Here is a 17,901-nt window from a genome sequence, read left to right as displayed (position 1 = left end):
GCTCAGGTGGGAGCAGGGTGAGGACCGGTCAGGTGACGTTGGACAGGTCGGTGATCGCGGTCGACGGCTTCATGTCGGCCGCGTTCGCCAGCTGGGGCACGAGCACGTCGAGCGCGTAGAGCAGCGCGTCCGGCCCGCTGTACGACAACGCGCCCCCGAGCGGAGTGGAGAAGTCCGTATAAATGGTCCGATCGGTCTTGACCACGTTCAGCCGGGAGAAGACCGGCGAGGAGGTCATCTTCGCCTTGGTCGAGCCGTTGACGAACAGCACGTCCTTGTCGAGCAGGTCCAGCCGCTCCTCGCTGATGTCGCCGCTCTGGCTCTGGGCGGCGAAGCCGAGCGCGTCGAACAGCGCCCGCCGCGGGTCGCGGCCCGGGATCAGGTAGTGCTGCCCGTTCTCGGGCCCGTAGTCCACCACCAGAACCTTCCCAGCGAACTCGGGATGCGCCTGCTTCGCCGCGGCGATCTTGCCGTTGACCTTGTCGACGAGCGCCTGCGCCTGCGCGGACTTGCCCAGTGCCTTGCCCGTGGTGAGCGTCTGGACGTCCCACGGCGTCTGCTCGTCCGGATACGCGCTGGACTGAACCACCGTCGGGGCGATCTGCGAGAGCTTGTCGTACGTCTGCTTGTTGATCGTCTCGTAGATCGCGATGATCAGGTCGGGCCGCTGCTTGATGATGGCCTCGAAGTTGATCTCCGCCGAGAACGTGGGCAACGGCTTGCCGCCCAGCGCCGCCTTGACCCAGGGATAGGTGAGGTATTCCTCGAACCACTCCCGCGTGCTCACCGGCACGACGCCGAGGGCGAGGGCGTAGTCCTGGTCGTTCCACCCGACGGTGACCACCCGGGTGGGCCGCGACTTGATCGTGGTGGACCCGAACTTGTGGTCGATGGACACAGGGAAGGCCGGATCGGCCGCCGCCATGGCCTTCGGGGCCGGCGCGGGGCTCGAACACGAGATCAGCGAACTCACCATGAGGACGCACGCCACGGCGATCGCCGCGGCTCGCCAGGGACGGATGGTGCCGGGAGGAGTCATCTGAGTTCCTTGTCTCTGTGCCCTCCGGCGCCTCGGTGACCGCTGGCCGGGGGGTTGCACAGGCGGGAGTCGATGGGTGTACTTAGGATAGCATTACCTAACTTTTACCGACTCTTCGGAGGGCATGGACATGCAGCGCACCCTGCTCGGCGGAAAGATCCACAGGGCCACCGTGACCCAGGCCGACCTGCACTACGTCGGCTCGATCACGATCGACAGAGTCCTCATGGACGCGGCCGACCTCGTCGAGGGCGAGCAGGTCCACGTCGTCGACATCACCAATGGCTCCCGGCTGACGACCTACGTCATCGAAGGGCCGGCGGGTTCGGGGGTGATCGGTATCAACGGCGCGGCCGCCCACCTCGTGTCCCCGGATGACCTCGTCATCATCATGAGCTATCGGCAGGTGGACGAGAGCGAGGTCAAGTCGTACGTCCCGTCCGTCGTCCACGTCGACGGGCGCAACCGGATCGTCGACCTCGGATCCGACCCGTCCGCCCCGGTGCCGGGCGCGACCGACCAGAAGTCCGGCTCGACGGTCGGCTGACCGCCCGGCGACCTCGGGCGAGCCTCCGGTCAGGCGGGCAGTCGCCGGCCGGTGGCCGGGGAGAAGAGGCGTTCCTTGCCCGGCAGGATGCGCAGCCGGACCCGTTCGCCCTTGGCCGGGGGCATGTTGGGGTCGACGCGGGCGATGACGGTCTGTCCGAGGCGGATCGTGTCGGTCGTGTCGGCGTACTGGCCGTAGAGGAAGGCGTCCGAGCCGAGTTCCTCCACGACGGTGACGGTGACCGGGAAGCTGCCCGGCGTGCCCTCGCCCACCACCTCGACGCCCTCCGGCCGGAAGCCCAGGATGACGCGGTCGCCGCCCTCCTCCTTGAGCGCCTGGATCGTCTCGCGGCTCAGCCGCACCCGCGTGTCGTCCAGGATCGCCTCGTCGCCCTCGACCGGGTACTCGGCGAGGTTCATCGACGGCGAGCCGATGAAGCCGGCCACGAAGACGTTGGCCGGGTGCTGATACAGCCGCAACGGCGTGTCGACCTGCTGGAGCACGCCGTCCTTGAGTACGGCGACCCGGTCACCCATCGTCATGGCCTCGACCTGGTCGTGGGTCACGTAGACGGTCGTCACGCCGAGCCTGCGCTGCAGGGCGGCGATCTGGGTGCGCGTCTGCACCCGGAGCTTGGCGTCCAGGTTGGACAGCGGCTCGTCCATGAGGAACACCTTCGGCTCGCGGACGATCGCCCGGCCCATCGCCACGCGTTGCCGCTGCCCGCCGGAGAGCGCCTTGGGCTTGCGGTCGAGGAACTCGGTCAGGTCCAGCAGGCCTGCGGCCTCCTTGACCCGGCGGTCGATCTCCTCCTTGGGCGCCTTCATCACCCGCAGAGCGAAGCCCATGTTGTCGGCCACCGACATGTGCGGATAAAGCGCGTAATTCTGGAACACCATGGCGATGTCCCGGTCACGCGGCGCCAGGTGGGTGACGTCCCGGTCGCCGATGGAGATGCGCCCGCCGTCGACCCGTTCCAGCCCGGCGAGCATGCGCAGCGACGTTGACTTCCCGCACCCCGACGGACCGACCAGGACCAGGAACTCACCGTCATGGATGTCGAGGTCGAGCGCGTCGACCGCGGGCCGCTCGGTTCCGGGATAGACCCTGGTCGCCTCGTCGTAAAGAACTCTGGACATGATCTCCCCTAAAACTCACTCCTGCGGCCGGACGACGGCTTTGACCAGCTCGGGGTCACGGGCGCCGGCCGTGAGCGCCTGCTCGACCTCGGCCAGGCCGTAATGGCCGGTCACCAGCGCGTCCAGCTGGACCCGGCCGGCGGCGGCCAACGCGATGGCCGCCGGCCAGGTGCCGGCGTAGCGGAACGTGCCCGTCACCTCCAGCTCGCGGGTCTGTACGTGGGCCAGCGGCAGCGGGATCTCGTCCCCGCCCATGCCCACGAGGACGACCCGCCCGGCCCGTCCGACGGCGCGGATGGCCGGCCCTATCGCGGCCGGCTGACCCGAGCATTCGAGCAGCACGTCGGGCTCGAACCCGGCGTCGGACAGCGGGTTCTCGCGCACGTCGAGGATCTCGCTCGCGCCCAGGTCGCGGGCCACCCTGAGCCGTACGGGGTTCACGTCGGTGACCAGGACGTCGGTGGCGCCGAAAGCCAGGGCGGTCTGCATGCACAGCAGCCCGACCGGGCCGGCGCCGGTGACCAGCACGCGGGCGCCCGGCTGGACCCGGGCCTTGCGGCAGGCCCACACGCCCACCGACAGCGGCTCGATCAGCGCGGCGGCGTCATCGGACAGGCTGTCGGGGACGGGGTAGGCGAACTCCTCGCGCACGACGACGTACTCACAGAAGGCGCCGTCGATCGGCGGGGTGCCGAAGAACCGCATCCGCGGGCAGAGGTTGTACCGGCCGGCCCGGCATTGCCGGCAGGTGAAGTCCGGCATGCCCGGCTCCACCGAGACGCGCCGCCCCACCAGCTCACGGCCGACGCCCGGCCCGCTGACGACCACGGTGCCGGCCGGCTCGTGACCCAGGACCAGCGGCGATTCCACCACGAAGTCGCCGATGCGGCCGTGCTCGTAGTAGTGCACGTCCGAGCCGCATGTGCCGACCGACGCGACCCGTACCAGCACCTCCCGGGGACCGGGCTCGGGCCGGGGACGCTCCTCCAGCAGGATCTTGCCGATGCCGTGCAGTACGGCCGCGCGCATAGCCTCACCTACTCCCCGGTGATGGCGCCGAGGGTGAGTCCGGTGACCAGCCAGCGGCGCACGGCGAGCCCGGCGAGCATCATCGGCACGACCACGATCGTGCCGATCGCGGTGAGCTGCCCCCAGTCGATGCCCGTCTGCGTGACCAGCTGGGAGGCGGCGATGGGCAGCGTCTGGGAGTTCGGCCCGGAGAAGACCACGGCGAAGGCGTAGTCGTTCCAGGCGAAGACCAGGCACAGAATGAACGTGGTGACCAGCCCCGACTTGGTCAGCGGCAGGATGACCATCCAGAAGGCCTGCCAGCGGGAGCAGCCCGCGACCAGCGCCGACTCCTCCAGCGACGAGGGCACCTCGGCGAAGAACGCGCTCATCAGCCAGATGGCGAAGGGCAGGTTGAAGGTCAGGTAGGCCAGGATCAGCCCGGGAATCGAGTCGATCAAACCGAGCCCGCGGAAGATGAGGAACAGCGGCACCACGACCGCCGCGATGGGCGCCATACGGGTGGAGATGATCCAGAAGGCCAGATGTTTCTTCCCGCGCATGTGGGTGCGCGCCAGGCCGTACCCGGCCAGCGCGCCCAGGCTGACCGCGAGCAGCGCGGAGATCCCGGCGGCCAGCACGCTGTGCACGATGTACGGCCCGAGGTTGTTGGCACCGGTGAACAGGTGGCGATAGTTGTCCAAGGTCGGCGAGAAGAAGAACTGCGGCGTGGCCGCCGTCACGGCCTCGGCGTTCTTGAACGACGACATCAGCATCCAGATCAGGGGGACCAGCGTCCAGAGCAGCGCCAGCACGATGAGCAGCGTCACCAGCCACCGCGTACGCCGGCTGCTCTCCTCCAGCGGCGACTGGGCCTCGCCGCGCGGGGCGGCGGTGACCGGTGGCCGGGTGGCCTCGCCGGGAAGGGTCTCCGGAGGTATGGGCGCCGCCGGCGGTGTCATCGAGGTGCTCATCGGGTCAACCCCCTCACGTCCAGCAGCCGGACGAAGGTACGCGCGATGAAGATCGAGAAGGCCAGCATCGCCAGGCCGATGGCGGCGGCGTAGCCCAGGTCGAAGAAGCGGAACGCGGTCTCGTACAGCCGGACCGGCACGATCTTGGTCGCGTCGGCTGGGCCGCCGTTGGTGGTGACCCAGATGATGTCGAAGAAGCGGATGGCGTCCATGGAGCGGATCAGCAGCGCGACGAGCAGCACATTGGAGATCGCCGGGAAGAGGATGTAGCGCAGCGTCATCCAGCCCCGGGCGCCGTCGACGGCGGCGGCCTCCCGTACCGACTGCGGCACGCTGGACAGCCCGGCCAGGGTGATCAGGGCGATCAGCGGGGTCCACTCCCACACGTCCATGAGCACGACGGCGGCGAAGGCGCTGACCGGGGCGCCGAGGATGTCACCGGTGTACCCGAGCCCGCGCAGCACCCACGCGTAGAGCCCGAAGGTGGAGTCGGTGAGGTAGCGCCCCAGCAGGCCGACGATCGACGGCGCGGCGAACATCGGCAGCAACAGCAGGCCGAGCAGGATGTTACGGCCGCGCAGCACGCGGAACAGGCACAGGGCGATGCCGATCCCCAGGCCCATCTCCAGCCCCACGGTGAGCACGAAGAAGATGATCGTCCGCAGCCAGGACAGCCACATGTCCGCGTCGGTGAAGAAGCGCGCCCAGTTGTTGAGCCCCACCAGGTCGAGCTTCACCCCGCCCAGCAGCCGGACGTGGGAGAAGCTCATCGCGATCAGGGCGATGAACGGCACGATCGACAGCGCGGCCAGCAGCAGCAGGCCGGGGGCCATCATCCAGCCTTCGAAGCCGACCCGCGGCTCCTTGCGGCCTGCGCTCTTCGGCTGGGCCGAGCCAGGTACCGCCGCTGAGGTCTCCGCCGCGTGCGCCATCTAGGCCACCCACCCTCGTGCCACGATCCGGTCCACCCGGGATTTGATCGAACGCATCGCGTTCGCCGGTGACTCCGCCCCGCTGAGCATCGTGGACAGCTGGGTGAAGATCGCGGTGTTGCACTCGTTCCACATGGGGATCTTGGGTCGCAGGCCGATCCGCTCGGGCGTCCAGGCCTGCTGTACCGCGGCGGCCGTGAGCATGTTGGGCATCGACGACGGCCGCTTCTCGGCCGCGCGCACTTCCGGCATCTCATAGACGGATGTACGCGTGGGAGTGCCGCCACCGGCCTTGCTCTTGAGGTTGGCCAGCTGCGTCTCGGGGGAGGTGGCCCAGACGAGGAACAGCCAGGCGGCGCCGCGCTCGTTGGGCATCGTGTTCGCGCTGATCCCGACCCCGGTGCCGCCGTACATGTTGGCCGTGGCGACCGGCCCCTTGGGCAGCACCGCGTAGCCGACCTTGCCGGGCAGCACCTGCTCGTTGCTGGCCGCGAACTCATGCCAGTTCGGGCACATCGCCAGGCGGCCCGCGCGGAAGGCGGCGCCGACGCCGTCCCAGTCCCACGTCTTCGAGGCCGGGTCGGCGATGGACAGCAGCCGGTTGTAGAACTCCGCGCCCGCGATGGCGGCCTCGGAGTCGAGCCGGCACGGTCCCGGATCCCGTGAGCCCAGACGGCCCACTTCCTTGCCGTGGTCGAAGTAGGCGCCGCCGTAGGACCACAGGACGTTGCTGAAGTCGTTCATGAGGGAGTCGTGCTGCCTGGCCTGGTGGCCGGTGCCGTACTTGACGTCCGAGGTGGCGTTCTTGTTGAACCACTGGGCGATCCGGAAGTACTCCTCCCAGGTCCGGTCTCCGCCCGGAGTGGGGTCGAACCCGAGGTCGTGGGCCATGCGGTCGTGGTACTTGGCGAACAGGTCCTGCCGGTACTGCCAGATCATCGTCGGCGCGTCATAGGGAAGGGCGTAGTAGGCCGCGGGATCGACGAACCGGCCGGCGGCGTCCATCTGGACGGGGATGAAGTCACCGATGCCGCCGGGCAGGCGGGGCAGGTTCGGGTCCGCCTCCAGCGTCCGCAGGTCCACCAGCCCGCGCTGGTACGGGGCGAGCACCTGGTAGGGGTCTGCGTAGATCACCTGGTACTGGGCCCGGCCCGAGGCCAGGTCCAGGGCGACCCGCTGGACCAGGGCGGTCAGCTCCAGCGTGACGATGTTGACGTTGATCCCGGTCAGATCGGTGAACGGCTTGGTGTTGGCGGCGATGGCGGCGGTGGGGGCGGTGTTCTCCGAGATGAAGTTCAGGGTGGCGCCCTGGAACTGGCGCCACTGGTCGGTCGTGCCGGCTCGCGCCACGTCCCCGCGAGATCCACAAGCGCTCAGCCCGCCGCCGAGGGTCACCGCTGCGCCGGCGGCCATGGCTCCACGGAGAATGTCGCGCCTGCTCGGTTGAGGTGGATAGTTCACCGCCTCTTCACCCCCCGATACCGCATAAGAAAAGGGCGATGAGACCAGGTTTATCCCTTATCGACATTGTTTGAAAACTCATATGTGAGATTTTCGCAGAAATAAGGGGATATTTTGGCTTTCGTGAGTTAAGTAAAATTGTCAGGTGCGGTGCTCCGCGAGCTCCCGTACCGTGGCGTGGGCGCCTTTGGCGCGCAGCGACTCCAGCGCGCGCAGATACGGCCGCACGAACCGCTCGTCATCGACGAGATCACCGAAGAGCTCCCGATTCGCGATGAACGCCGTAGGGTCCTGGCGCTGCGTCCGCGCGATGGCCGTCAGCCGATCCTTCAGCCGGTCGACGATCGCGATAGGTGCCCCCGATTCGTCGACGCCCTCGGCGTAACGCGCCCAGCTGGCCACCACGGCGGCCGCCCGGGTCACCGAACCGCCCTTGGCCAGCTGCTCGCGTACGACGGGTAGCAGCCACTTCGGGATCCGGTCCGACGACTCGGCGCACAGCCGGGCGAGCGTGTCCCGTACTTCGGAGTTGGAGAAACGCTCGATCAAGGTCCGCTTGTAGACGTCCAGATCGACGCCCGGCACCGGCCGCAGCGTGGGCGTGGCCTCGATGTCCATGTAGTCGAGCAGGAACGTCGCGATCGCCGGATCGGTCGCCGCCTCGTGGACGTAGTGGTGGCCGCTGAGGAAGCCGAAGTAGGCCAGCGCCTGGTGCCCGGCGTTGAGCAGGCGCAGCTTCATCAGCTCGTACGGCTCGACATCCGCGACGACCTGCACCCCCACCTCCTCGAACGGCGGCCGGCCACCGGGAAAACGCTCCTCCAGCACCCACTGCGTGAACGGCTCGCAGATGACCGGCCACTCGTCCCGCACCCCGAACCGCCGGGCCACGTCCTCGCGATCCTCGTCGGTGGTGGCCGGGGTGATGCGGTCGACCATGGAGTTGGGGAAGGCGACCTCGCGCTCCATCCAGGCGGCGAGCTCGGGGTCGGCGAGCCGGGCGAAGGCCGTGAAGGTACGGCGGGCCACGTAGCCGTTTCCCTGGATGTTGTCGCACGACATGACCGTGAACGGCGTCACGCCCCGAGCACGCCGCCGCCGCAGCGCCTCGGTGACCAGGCCGAACACCGTGGCCGGGACCGCACCGGGTGCCAGGTCCGCGCGGATGGCCGGGGACTCCGGGTCGAACTCACCGGTGACGGGATGGATGTTGTAGCCGCCTTCGGTGACGGTGAGGGACACGACGCGTACGGCCGGGTCGGCCAGCCTCTCGATGACCGCCTCCGGATCGTCGGGGGCGAAGAGATACTCGATGATCGACCCGATGACGCGGGCTTCGCGAGTACCGTCAGGGTGCTTCAGCACGAGCGTGTAGAGGCCGTCCTGCGCGGTCAACGCGTCCCGCATCCGGGCGTCGCCGGGCAGGACCCCGACCCCGCAGATCGCCCAGTCGAACGCCTTGCCCTCGTTCATCAGCCGGTCGAGGTACATCGCCTGATGCGCGCGATGGAATCCGCCGACCCCGAAGTGCACGATGCCGGTCGTGAGCCGCGACCGGTCGTAGGAGGGGACCGCCACCTGCTCCGACAGGCTCGTCACCGTCTCCTGCGTGAGCGTCGTCACCGCCATGAGTCCCCCTTCGGCCCTACGCTCAGCATGGCCAGCTCCACCGGCTTCAAACTCCTGACCTGCGTGTATGCCCGTGAGTGCCAGCCGCGGAGGCCTGGGCGGCTAGGTTGTCCTTGTCACGCGGATCTTTGGTGGAGGAATGATGTGGGAAGAGCAGTTCGCCACGCTTTCGGCCGTCGCCGCGCGCCAGAGCGGGCTGATCACGGAGGCGCAGGCCGGCCGGCTGGGGATCGACAAGCCAGCGCTGCTCCATTTCGCCGAGTCCGCGTTGCTGGTCGAGCTGGATTGGGCGGTCTACCAGCTCGCGTGGTCGGCCACGGGGCCGCGTTACGCTCCCAGCGGAAACTCTCCGGCATGATCGCCAGCCAGGCGGCCATCGGATAGGCGAGCGGTCGCAGTCGCTGCATGAGGACGCCGTCCTGTCGCACGAGTCGGCCTGCGGCCTGCACGGGCTGGGCGCCGAGCCGAGCCCATTGGTGACGTTCACCGTGCCGGAGGAGTTCGAGGGGCCCCGGGCGACGAAGATGCATGTCGCGTCGCTGAAGCCGGACGAGGTGAGCGTGGTCGAGGGGATCCCGGTGACGACCCCCGGCCGGACGATCGTGGATCTCGCCGCCGGCTGGGCCGAGCACGGCGAGCTGCGCCGCGTCCTCAGGGACGCCGTACAGAAGGACCTCGTGGACCTGCGCCGGATTCACGCGAGGTCAGTGGAACTGCGGGACGATCAGGTAGATGCCGTAGCCGACCACCGCCGCACAAGCGGCGAAGCACAGGACGGCGGCGGTCAGCGGGCCGGTGCCCGTGGCCTGCCGCTCCTCGGCTACCTGGCGGGCCGATATCGCCAGCACACCGAGGGAGAAGACGACCACGACGACGACGCTGACGGCCAGACTGACGACGAGGACTTGGCCGAGAGCGGCCCATTTGATGTCCATCACGATCCCCTCAGGCGGCGACCCGCTGCGGTTGGGCGGGGAGCTGGTTTCGGGCGGCACCCGCTGTGGCAGGGCAGCTGGTTCAGGCGGCGACCCGCTCTGGCTGGGCGGGCAGTTCGTTGACGTTGCCCGCGTGTACGGGCTCGCGGCGGCTGGCCGCGTACAGGCCGGCTGAGACGGCGATCGCGACCACCGCGGCGATGGTGACGCCGAGCGTGCCGGTGGTGGCCACGGCGGCGGCCACTCCGCCCACCGCGGCCGCCGCGGGCAGGGTGAGCAGCCAGGCCAGTGCCATCCGGCCGGCCAGGCCCCAGCGCACCTGGGCCAGGCGCCGGCCCAGGCCGGTGCCGAGGATGGCGCCGGAGACCACCTGCGTGGTGGACAGCGCGAAGCCCAGGTGGGAGGAGGCCAGGATGACCGTGGTCGCGCTCGCCTCGGCGGCGAAGCCCTGCGGGGACTCGATCTCGGTGAGGCCCTTGCCCATGGTACGGATGATGCGCCAGCCACCCAGGTAGGTGCCCAGGCCGATGGTCAGCCCGGCGGCGGCGATCACCCAGACGGGCGGGCCGGAGCCGGAGGCGAGCGCGCCGGTCGAGATCAGCGTCAGGGTGATGACGCCCATGGTCTTCTGCGCGTCGTTGGTGCCGTGAGCCAGCGACACCAGCGACGCGGAGGCGATCTGACCGAAGCGGAAGGTGCTGGTCACCGACTCGTGCCGGGCGCGGGCGGTGATCGTGTACGCCAGGTAGGTGGCGGTCATGGCCACGAACCCGGCGATCAGCGGCGAGGCCAGCGCCGGGATGAGGATCTTCTGCAGCACCGTGTCGAAATGGACGCCGCGCATCCCGGCCCCGACCCAGACCGCGCCGATCAGGCCCCCGAACAGCGCGTGCGAGGAGCTGGACGGCAGCCCGAACAGCCAGGTGAGCAGGTTCCACAGGATCGCGCCGATCAGCCCGGCGAACACCATCGGCGGTGTCACCAGCTTGTCGTCCACGATCCCGCCAGAGATCGTCTTGGCGACTTCCACTGACAGGAAGGCGCCCACGATGTTCAGTACGCCTGAGATCGCCACCGCCACCTTGGGCCGTAGCGCGCCGGTCGCGATGGAGGTGGCCATCGCGTTGGCCGTGTCGTGGAAACCGTTGGTGAAGTCGAAGGCCAGCGCCGTGATGATCACCACGACGACCAGGAACGTCACGTGCTCCATGTCGTTGTCCCCATCGTCTCGCCGTAACCCGGACGTTAGGCGCACGTGGTGAACCGGCCGTGAATTCCCAGCGGAGACCGGATAACGAACTCCGGTCTCCGCGCCACGGCCGAGCCGGTCCAGCCGGCGTCGGACTGGGTCAGTCGGCGTTGGAGGGACGGCGCCACGGGCCGGTGATCGCCAGGACGTGGCCGGGGCTCTGGATGTTGGCGAACAGGATCCGGCCGTCCGCGCTGAAGTTGGGGCCGGTGAACTCGCTGTCGTTGAGTTCGTTGCGCGCCATCGGGTACGCCTTGCCCTGCGCGGTGACGCCCACCAGGTGCTGGATGCCCTCTCCGTCCTCGGCGAGGATCACTCCTCCGTACGGCGAGACGGTGATGTTGTCCGGCCCGTCATAGTTCGTGTCCTGGGTGGGGTCGGGGTTGACGCCGAAGATGGTCTTCAGCGTGACCGTCTGGTGGCGCGGGTCGTAGAACCACACCTGGCCGTCGTGCTCGTTGACACTGCCGTCGGTGTGGCGGGCGTAGCTCGCGACGAAATAGGCGCCGCCATCCGCCCACCAGGCGCCCTCCAGCTTGCGGCTGCGGGTGATCTGGTCGTTGGGGAGCTGGGTGCGTACGGACTGGACGAGCGCGTCGCGTTCGGGCACCTCCACCCACCGGACCTGGTAGCGGGTGCCGGGGGAGGTGGCCTCCGACAGGTCGGCGACGTGCGTGCCGTCGCGATAGCAGCTCAGTGCCTCCAGCTTGCCCGCGGTCGCGCCGCCGTCGGAGAGGGCCAGCTCCCGCAGCGCGCCCTTGCCGCCGTGGAACCGCTTCGGCGGCGTCCAGCGGTAGTACAGCCCGTTCGGGCCGGAGGCGTCCTCGGTCAGGTAGATCGCCGACGTCTTCGGGTCGACGGCGACGGCCTCGTGCGAGTAACGGCCGAGGAACTTCAGCGGCACCGGGTCCTGGTTGGCCTTCCGGTCGAACGGGTCGACCTCGAACACGTACCCGTGGTCCTTCTGGAAGGCGCCGCCGGCCCGCTGCTCGGTCTCCTCGCAGGTCAGCCAGGTGTTCCAGGGGGTCTTGCCGCCCGCGCAGTTGTTGTGCGTGCCGGCCAGGCTGACGTATTCGCGGATGCGTACGCCGTGCGCGTCCACGTCGATGTTGGTGGTGCCACCGCCCGCGCCCGGATCGTAGGTGAGTCCGAGCAACGCGGGCACCCGGTACGGCTCGCTGCCGCCGATCTCGTGGTTGTTGACCAGCGTGGCGCCGCCCTTGCCACGGCCGAGCTCTGCGTCCGCTTCGTCGCCGTCAACCCCGATGCCCTTGCCACGGGTGAAGCTCGCCGTCCCGTCCGCGTCGCTCGGCGTCGGCTCGCCGCTCTCCAGCAGCGTCACCCCCGCCTCCGCGACGATCCGGTACGAGAACCCGGCGGGCAGGGCCAGCACCCCGGCCGGATCGGCGACCAGCGGGCCGTAGCCGAGCGGGGGCCGCGTGGCCGCGAACGCGGCGGGCCCGGCGATCGCCTCGATGCTGCCGGCGAACACTATGCCGAGGCCACCGGCGGCGCTGCGGCCGAGGAAGGAACGGCGAGAGACAGGTGCGGACATGGGACATCGCCTCCAACGTTGACGTCTGCAGGAGCCGACCCAATTGCGTCGCGGGAACGGGCGGCACCCCGCACTCCGTCCTTATGGTGAACGTTCGAGGAAGAACCGGCACCTGGATCGATCATCTTGATCGCCCGAAAGTGAATGATTCGTACGCACTGTGTTTGGAACCACGTCATGTGACACTCCTAGCGTGCCGGTCATGAAACGCATCTCCCTCGCCGTGGGCGCGGCCCTGCTGGCCGTGAGCCTCGCCCCCACGACCGGTCCCGCGTCCTACGCCGCCGCACAGGACGGCGCGCGGGACAACACGGGCCGCGCCACGCTGACCGGGTTCGCCGCGCTCCCGGCGCAGACCTTCGTACCCGGCAGCGAGCCCTCCGGCTCCCAGATCGGCACCACCCCGATCAACGGCGTCACGCCGCCCTTCGCCGGCCAGCCGGTCCAGGGGTTCAGCGGCATCGTCCGGCGCGGCGACGGCAGCTTCGACGTGCTGTCCGACAACGGGTACGGCGGCAAGAACAACAGCGCCGACTTCCTGCTGCGCGTGCACCGGGTCAGGCCGGACTTCAAAGCGGGCACCGTACGGGTGCTGGGCGGGTTCAACCTGTCAGACCCGCGCGGCCGGGTCTCGTGGCCGCTGACCAGGGCGGACCGGGTGCTCACCGGCGCCGACTTCGACGTGGAGTCGATCGTCCGGGCGGCGGACGGCACGTACTGGATCGGCGACGAGTTCGGCCCGTTCCTGCTGCACTTCTCGGCCACCGGCACGCTGCTGGAGGCGCCGATCGAGCTGCCCGGCGTCAAGGCGCCGGAGAACCCGACCCTCAACGGCGCGACGCCGAACCTGGCCGGCAGCAAGGGCTTCGAGGGCATGGCCCGTTCCGCCGACGGCCGGTGGCTCTACCCGCTGCTGGAGGGCACGGTCAGCGGAGACCCGGCGGGCACGCTGCGGCTGAACGAGTTCGACGTCCGGAAGCGGGCGTACACCGGCAAGCGCTGGACGTACAAGCTGGACAGCCCGACCAACGCGATCGGCGACGCCATCGCGGTGGACGAGCACCGCTTCCTCATCATCGAGCGGGACAACGAGCAGGGCGACGCGGCCAAGCTCAAGCGCGTCTACCTGGCCGACACCCGCGACCGTGACCACGACGGCGCGCTGGACAAGACGCTCGCCGCCGACCTGCTGGACCTGGCCAACCCGAAGGGCCTGGGCGGGTTCGGCGAGACCTTCCGCTTCCCGTTCCAGACCATCGAGGACGTCGTGATCCTCGATGACCGCACGCTCGGCATCCTCAACGACAACAACTTCCCGTTCTCGTCCGGACGGACGGCCGGGCAGCCGGACAACGACGAGTTCATCACTGTCCGCCTGCCGTTCCGCCTGCACGCCCGCTGACGAAGAGGGGCGGGCCGAACCGCCCGCCCCACCGTCGTCAGGGGGCTCTCAGGTGAAGTCGAGGGGCCCGTCGTTGAAGAGCTTGAACGGTCCACCCATGATCGCCTGCTTCCACCCATCGTCGTGTTCGCGCAGGTGGCGCTGGTAACTGGAGCCGTATCCGCCGTCGAGGTAGGTCTCGCGGGCCGCCTGCTCGTGGCCCAGCTGACTCCCCATCCGGTACGCCTCCTGGTTGGCCGCCTGCTCCTCCTTGTCCCTGGCGGCGCTGTACTCGGCGAAGTCCGTGCCGACCGGACTGTTGCCCCACCGGTCCTTGGCCATGTGAACCTGGCGCACGAACTCCCCGGCGAGCGCCTCGGAGCTGGCCGTTTCGGCTCCGCCGATGCGGATGACGTTGAGCTGCCGGTTGTAGTCGGACCACTGGATGTTCTGGCCGCTCTGGTACAGCGTGGTGATGCCGTGCTCCCTGGCGTAGGCCAGCGCCTCCCGCCCTGCGGCGGTCTCGTTCAGGACTCGCTCGGTGTCCTCCTGCGCCTGCGAGTTGTTGTCCCACGGCTTGAGCGTCAGCGTGTTGACTCCGGCCAGGGCCGTCTGCGCGCCCGGGATGATCATGAGACGAGCCAGCATGTGTCTCGCCAGCTGGAGAGACGTGACCGCGCCCCTGGCGATGTTGCGCTCCACCTGGCCGAGAGCCAGGGCGAGGGCCTTGCGCGTCTCCATGATCCGCCGCCTGCCGAACAGCGCCCCCAGCACCGGACCGAGCTGGAAGCCGCGGATGAGCGAGATCAGGAGCACCAGGAGAGTGATGACGAGCAGGTATTTCCACGCGGTCTTGAACACCACGAGGGCGGTGGTCCCGGCGCCGACCAGCGCGGTGGCCACCGAACCGTCGTCCATCCGCCTCGACTCGAGGCTGTACTCGTTCTCGAAGACGTTGATGTCGCCGCTGTAGTTGCCGGCCGCCCGCACGTGCGCGGCGGCGGGATCCGCCTGCGCCTTGCCGTCCTTGGCGGCGGAGGCGAGATCCAGCCAGGAGCCGGCCCCCTGGAGGCGCGACATGTCATCGGATTTCGGCCAGGGAGCGTCGGCCGCGACGAAACCGTGCACCGCACGCAGGGCGGGCGGCAACTCCCAGGTCACAGCGCCTCGATCGGGGGAGTCGTCCGGCCCGCGGCCGCCGTGCTGGCCTGCTCGGCTTGGGTGAGGTTCGCCTCCGACAGGGCGTGCTTGGACGCGATGCCACGCAGGCGCTCGGCGGTGCCGCCGAACGCGCCGCGCACCAGGTCGACCAGCCCCGAGAACTCGGCGTCGAACTGGGCGCCGGGCCGGTCGGGGCCGTCGGTGGCCGCCGCTCGCCCGGCGCCGTGGAGCGAGCCCCACATGGACTGCTCCAACTGGTCGGCGGTGTCCGCGAACCGGCTCGCCGAGACGAGCCGGCTGCCGAAGACGACCCGCAGCTCGCCGTTCCTGTCTTCCACTCGTGTCACCATCGCTCCGCTAGTAACTCGTGTCACCCGCTCCGCCAGGGATCCGGTCGTACGCGTGCGCTCATCAGGTCGGCCGCATCAGCCGGTCCAGCCTCATGGTCAGCTCGTTGGCGACGCTGAGGATCTCGTTCATGTTGCCGTGGGCGTCGGCCTTGATGTCCTGAAGCAGGGCGTTCAGCTCGGGCGTCTCCTGCTTCAGGGCGTCGGGGATGGCCGCCGCCGCGCGTTCCTGGGCGGCGGCTCGCCCCTGGCTGAACGCCACCCTGATCGCGGCGGCCAGCTCGTACGATGACAGCCGCATCGCCCTCGGGTCGATCACGAGCCCGACCAGGTCGCTGGTGCCGTCGACCTCCGCCTTGACGAGGCCGTTCGCCGCCACGCCGGTCTCCCGCAGGGCGGCGAACCGGTCAAGGAAGTCTGAGGACTCGTCGTTCATCCGGGGGGTCTCCAAGCAGCGCGGTGTGGTCAGCGCCTCTGGTGGCGCAGCCAAGATCCTAGGAGGCGGCCTCGGTGCTCTCGGTCAATGATCATCAGAGTTCATCGACGGTTAACCATGCGTTCTGGCCGGTCGGAGGTGGACCGGTTTCTTCCTCCCCCCTCCGTGCTGGCTGGGGTTCCTAGCGGGGGATACCCCCTTCGGGGAGCGGAAGACCCGGCGTGGACCTCGCCCTCATGGAGCTAGCCGAGGGCGTGGTCGAGGTTGAAGGCGGCGCTGATGAGGGCCAGGTGGGTGATCGCCTGCGGGAAGTTGCCGAGTTGCTCGCCGGTGTGTCCGATCTCTTCCGCGTACAGCCCCAGGTGGTTGGCGTAGGTGAGCATCTTCTCGAAGGCCAGGCGGGCTTCGTCGACGCGGCCGGCGCGGGCCAGGGCCTCGACGTACCAGAACGAGCAGATCGAGAACGTGCCTTCCGGCCCCTCCAGACCGTCCGGGCTGGCTTCGGGGTCGTAGCGGTAGACCAGCGAGTCGGAGACCAGCCCGCTGCCGAGGGCGTCGAGGGTGGACAGCCACTTGGGATCGGTGGGGGAGACGAACTTGGCCAGCGGCATCATCAGGATGGACGCGTCCAGGACGTCGTCGTCGAAGTGCTGGACGAACGCCTGCAGCGAGGTCGACCAGCCATGCTTCATGATCTGGTGGTAGATCGTGTCGCGGGCCCGCCGCCAGCGCGGTATGTCGGCGGGGAGCCCTCGATGGGCGGCCATGCGCATGGCGCGTTCGATGGCCACCCAGCACATCAGCCGTGAGTAGACGAAGTCCTTGCGCCCGCCGCGGGTCTCCCAGATGCCTTCGTCGGGTTGGTCCCAGTTCTCGCAGACCCAGTCTATTAGCGTGCAGACCTGCTCCCAGCGGTCGCTGGAGATGGGGTTGCCCCATTTGTTGTAGAGGTAAATGGAGTCGAGGAGCGCTCCATAGATGTCCAGCTGGAGTTGGTTGACGGCGGCATTGCCCACGCGTACCGGCGCGGATCCCCGGTAGCCCTCCAGGTGGTTCAGCTCGGATTCGGGCAGTTCGCTGCGTCCGTCGATGCCGTACATGATCTGCAGCGGGCCGGTGCTGCCGGCACCGGTGAGCGGGACGTGCGTGGACAGGAAGCCCATGAAGGCTTCGGCCTCCTCGGTGAAGCCGAGCCTGAGCAGCGCGTACACGCAGAACGCGGCGTCGCGTACCCATACGTAGCGGTAGTCCCAGTTACGTCCGCCCTTGACCTGCTCGGGCAGGCTGGTCGTGGGCGCGGCGACGATCCCGCCGGTCGGCGCGTAAGTGAGCAGCTTCAGCGTGAGGGCCGAACGGTGGACGACCTCACGCCACCTGCCCCGATAACGGGAGGCGGACAGCCACTTCCGCCAATACCGCACCGTGGCGGCGAACTGCTCCTCCGCCTCCGCGATCGGGCAGGGTCGTGGGGTGATCCCGTCGCCGATCCGGTCGAGGGCGAACACCGCGTGCTCGCCCTCCTTGAGCTCGAAGCTCGCCCAGGCGTCCCGTCCGTCGGTTTCGATGGGCACGCTGGCGGACAGCGCGAGGGACAGGGACTCCGACTCGAACGTCGTCCGGGACCCGTGCTGGTGGACCGTGTGGGGTTGCCTGGCGTAGTCGAACCGGGGGGCCACCCGGGCGCGGAACGGGAGGGCTCCACGGACGCAGGCCACCCGGCGGATCACCCGGTGCCGGTCCACATCGTCGGAGTCATCCTCGACCGGCATGAAGTCCTGGATCTCGCCCACCCCGTCGACGGCGAAGAAGCGGGTGATCAGGACATTGGTGTCGGGGAAGTAGAACTGCTTGGTCTTCGCCAGGGTGTCGGCGTACAGCTCGAACGACCCACCCTTGTCGGCGTCCAGGATCGAGGCGAACACGCTCGGGGCGTCGAAGCTGGGGCAGCAGTACCAGTCGATCGTGCCGTTGGTGCCCACGAGCGCGACCGTGCGCAGGTCGCCGATCAACCCGTGCTCTCCGATCGGCAGGTACCGCGAGTCCTCGGGGTAGCCGCCTGGTCCAGCCGTCATATCTGTTCCCTGCCACGATTCCGGGAAAATATGCAG

17 protein-coding genes are annotated in these 17,901 nt (G+C 69.0%); 3 read left to right on the top strand and 14 right to left on the bottom strand.

The window, feature by feature from the left end:
- Positions 1-28: 28 nt before the first annotated feature.
- Positions 29-1,039 (bottom strand): ABC transporter substrate-binding protein, encoded by a 1,011-nt coding sequence (locus AB0B64_RS01440; RefSeq protein ID WP_357952244.1) that lies wholly within the window; start codon positions 1,037-1,039, stop codon positions 29-31.
- A gap of 130 nt (positions 1,040-1,169) precedes the next feature.
- On the opposite strand from AB0B64_RS01440, the gene panD reads away from it, so the two are divergent.
- Positions 1,170-1,586 carry an aspartate 1-decarboxylase gene (gene panD / locus AB0B64_RS01435; protein ID WP_357952245.1) on the top strand — a complete coding sequence of 139 codons (417 nt, stop codon included), beginning with the start codon at positions 1,170-1,172 and terminating at the stop codon, positions 1,584-1,586.
- A gap of 29 nt (positions 1,587-1,615) precedes the next feature.
- Here the strand turns inward: panD and ugpC are convergent, their stop codons facing one another.
- The 6 genes from ugpC to AB0B64_RS01405 form a co-directional block, all read right to left on the bottom strand.
- On the bottom strand, positions 1,616-2,725 hold the full coding sequence (ugpC, locus tag AB0B64_RS01430) for a sn-glycerol-3-phosphate ABC transporter ATP-binding protein UgpC (RefSeq protein WP_358173702.1): 1,110 nt from the start codon (positions 2,723-2,725) through the stop codon (positions 1,616-1,618).
- A gap of 15 nt (positions 2,726-2,740) precedes the next feature.
- A complete protein-coding gene (locus AB0B64_RS01425) occupies positions 2,741-3,754 on the bottom strand; it encodes an NAD(P)-dependent alcohol dehydrogenase (RefSeq protein ID WP_358173699.1) in 1,014 nt (337 codons plus the stop codon).
- 8 nt (positions 3,755-3,762) lie between these two features.
- Positions 3,763-4,707 (bottom strand): carbohydrate ABC transporter permease, encoded by a 945-nt coding sequence (locus AB0B64_RS01420; protein WP_358173696.1) that lies wholly within the window; start codon positions 4,705-4,707, stop codon positions 3,763-3,765.
- Positions 4,704-5,639, bottom strand: a complete 936-nt coding sequence (locus AB0B64_RS01415; protein WP_357952249.1) for a sugar ABC transporter permease — start codon at positions 5,637-5,639, stop codon at positions 4,704-4,706. Before AB0B64_RS01415 ends, AB0B64_RS01420 begins: the two co-directional genes overlap by 4 nt.
- Complete coding sequence (locus AB0B64_RS01410; protein ID WP_357952250.1) at positions 5,640-7,052, bottom strand: extracellular solute-binding protein; 1,413 nt, start codon at positions 7,050-7,052, stop codon at positions 5,640-5,642.
- A gap of 189 nt (positions 7,053-7,241) precedes the next feature.
- Positions 7,242-8,729 (bottom strand): mannitol dehydrogenase family protein, encoded by a 1,488-nt coding sequence (locus AB0B64_RS01405; RefSeq protein ID WP_358173693.1) that lies wholly within the window; start codon positions 8,727-8,729, stop codon positions 7,242-7,244.
- Positions 8,730-8,868: 139 nt separating this feature from the next.
- On the opposite strand from AB0B64_RS01405, the gene AB0B64_RS01400 reads away from it, so the two are divergent.
- Entirely contained in the window at positions 8,869-9,087 is a 219-nt protein-coding gene (locus AB0B64_RS01400; RefSeq protein WP_358173690.1) for a hypothetical protein, read from the top strand.
- Between the two features lie 346 nt (positions 9,088-9,433).
- On the opposite strand, the gene AB0B64_RS01395 is transcribed toward AB0B64_RS01400, so the two are convergent.
- The 3 genes from AB0B64_RS01395 to AB0B64_RS01385 form a co-directional block, all read right to left on the bottom strand.
- Positions 9,434-9,664 (bottom strand): hypothetical protein, encoded by a 231-nt coding sequence (locus AB0B64_RS01395; RefSeq protein WP_357952253.1) that lies wholly within the window; start codon positions 9,662-9,664, stop codon positions 9,434-9,436.
- Between the two features lie 82 nt (positions 9,665-9,746).
- Entirely contained in the window at positions 9,747-10,874 is a 1,128-nt protein-coding gene (locus tag AB0B64_RS01390; RefSeq protein WP_357952254.1) for an inorganic phosphate transporter, read from the bottom strand.
- A gap of 139 nt (positions 10,875-11,013) precedes the next feature.
- Positions 11,014-12,468, bottom strand: a complete 1,455-nt coding sequence (locus AB0B64_RS01385; protein WP_358173687.1) for an alkaline phosphatase PhoX — start codon at positions 12,466-12,468, stop codon at positions 11,014-11,016.
- 202 nt (positions 12,469-12,670) lie between these two features.
- On the opposite strand from AB0B64_RS01385, the gene AB0B64_RS01380 reads away from it, so the two are divergent.
- Positions 12,671-13,870, top strand: coding sequence for an esterase-like activity of phytase family protein (locus AB0B64_RS01380; RefSeq protein WP_358173684.1), 1,200 nt, complete (start codon positions 12,671-12,673; stop codon positions 13,868-13,870).
- 48 nt (positions 13,871-13,918) lie between these two features.
- Here the strand turns inward: AB0B64_RS01380 and AB0B64_RS01375 are convergent, their stop codons facing one another.
- The 4 genes from AB0B64_RS01375 to AB0B64_RS01360 form a co-directional block, all read right to left on the bottom strand.
- Positions 13,919-15,010, bottom strand: coding sequence for a hypothetical protein (locus AB0B64_RS01375; protein ID WP_358173681.1), 1,092 nt, complete (start codon positions 15,008-15,010; stop codon positions 13,919-13,921).
- Positions 15,007-15,348, bottom strand: coding sequence for a hypothetical protein (locus AB0B64_RS01370; protein WP_357952258.1), 342 nt, complete (start codon positions 15,346-15,348; stop codon positions 15,007-15,009). The genes AB0B64_RS01375 and AB0B64_RS01370 overlap by 4 nt, the downstream gene beginning before the upstream one ends.
- Positions 15,349-15,421: 73 nt before the next feature.
- Positions 15,422-15,793 (bottom strand): YbaB/EbfC family nucleoid-associated protein, encoded by a 372-nt coding sequence (locus AB0B64_RS01365; RefSeq protein ID WP_357952259.1) that lies wholly within the window; start codon positions 15,791-15,793, stop codon positions 15,422-15,424.
- Positions 15,794-16,035: 242 nt separating this feature from the next.
- Positions 16,036-17,865: a glycoside hydrolase family 15 protein gene (locus AB0B64_RS01360; protein WP_357952260.1), complete on the bottom strand. Its 1,830-nt coding sequence runs from the start codon at positions 17,863-17,865 to the stop codon at positions 16,036-16,038.
- Between the last annotated feature and the right edge of the window lie 36 nt (positions 17,866-17,901).

The organism is Nonomuraea sp. NPDC049129 (assembly GCF_040648495.1).
In the GTDB taxonomy this organism is placed as follows: Bacteria; Actinomycetota; Actinomycetes; order Streptosporangiales; family Streptosporangiaceae; genus Nonomuraea.
This window is presented reverse-complemented; position numbering and strand designations above follow the sequence as displayed.

What these genes read in the sequence shown, in the direction of transcription:
- panD (WP_357952245.1), top strand. Translation starts at nt 1,170, where the DNA reads ATGCAGCGCACCCTGCTCGGCGGAAAGATCCACAGGGCCACCGTGACC.
- ugpC (WP_358173702.1), bottom strand. Translation starts at nt 2,725, where the DNA reads ATGTCCAGAGTTCTTTACGACGAGGCGACCAGGGTCTATCCCGGAACC.
- AB0B64_RS01390 (WP_357952254.1), bottom strand. Translation starts at nt 10,874, where the DNA reads ATGGAGCACGTGACGTTCCTGGTCGTCGTGGTGATCATCACGGCGCTG.
- AB0B64_RS01410 (WP_357952250.1), bottom strand. Translation starts at nt 7,052, where the DNA reads ATGGCCGCCGGCGCAGCGGTGACCCTCGGCGGCGGGCTGAGCGCTTGT.
- AB0B64_RS01405 (WP_358173693.1), bottom strand. Translation starts at nt 8,729, where the DNA reads ATGGCGGTGACGACGCTCACGCAGGAGACGGTGACGAGCCTGTCGGAG.
- AB0B64_RS01415 (WP_357952249.1), bottom strand. Translation starts at nt 5,639, where the DNA reads ATGGCGCACGCGGCGGAGACCTCAGCGGCGGTACCTGGCTCGGCCCAG.
- AB0B64_RS01440 (WP_357952244.1), bottom strand. Translation starts at nt 1,039, where the DNA reads ATGACTCCTCCCGGCACCATCCGTCCCTGGCGAGCCGCGGCGATCGCC.
- AB0B64_RS01400 (WP_358173690.1), top strand. Translation starts at nt 8,869, where the DNA reads ATGATGTGGGAAGAGCAGTTCGCCACGCTTTCGGCCGTCGCCGCGCGC.
- AB0B64_RS01425 (WP_358173699.1), bottom strand. Translation starts at nt 3,754, where the DNA reads ATGCGCGCGGCCGTACTGCACGGCATCGGCAAGATCCTGCTGGAGGAG.
- AB0B64_RS01385 (WP_358173687.1), bottom strand. Translation starts at nt 12,468, where the DNA reads ATGTCCGCACCTGTCTCTCGCCGTTCCTTCCTCGGCCGCAGCGCCGCC.
- AB0B64_RS01395 (WP_357952253.1), bottom strand. Translation starts at nt 9,664, where the DNA reads ATGGACATCAAATGGGCCGCTCTCGGCCAAGTCCTCGTCGTCAGTCTG.
- AB0B64_RS01420 (WP_358173696.1), bottom strand. Translation starts at nt 4,707, where the DNA reads ATGAGCACCTCGATGACACCGCCGGCGGCGCCCATACCTCCGGAGACC.
- AB0B64_RS01360 (WP_357952260.1), bottom strand. Translation starts at nt 17,865, where the DNA reads ATGACGGCTGGACCAGGCGGCTACCCCGAGGACTCGCGGTACCTGCCG.
- AB0B64_RS01380 (WP_358173684.1), top strand. Translation starts at nt 12,671, where the DNA reads ATGAAACGCATCTCCCTCGCCGTGGGCGCGGCCCTGCTGGCCGTGAGC.
- AB0B64_RS01365 (WP_357952259.1), bottom strand. Translation starts at nt 15,793, where the DNA reads ATGAACGACGAGTCCTCAGACTTCCTTGACCGGTTCGCCGCCCTGCGG.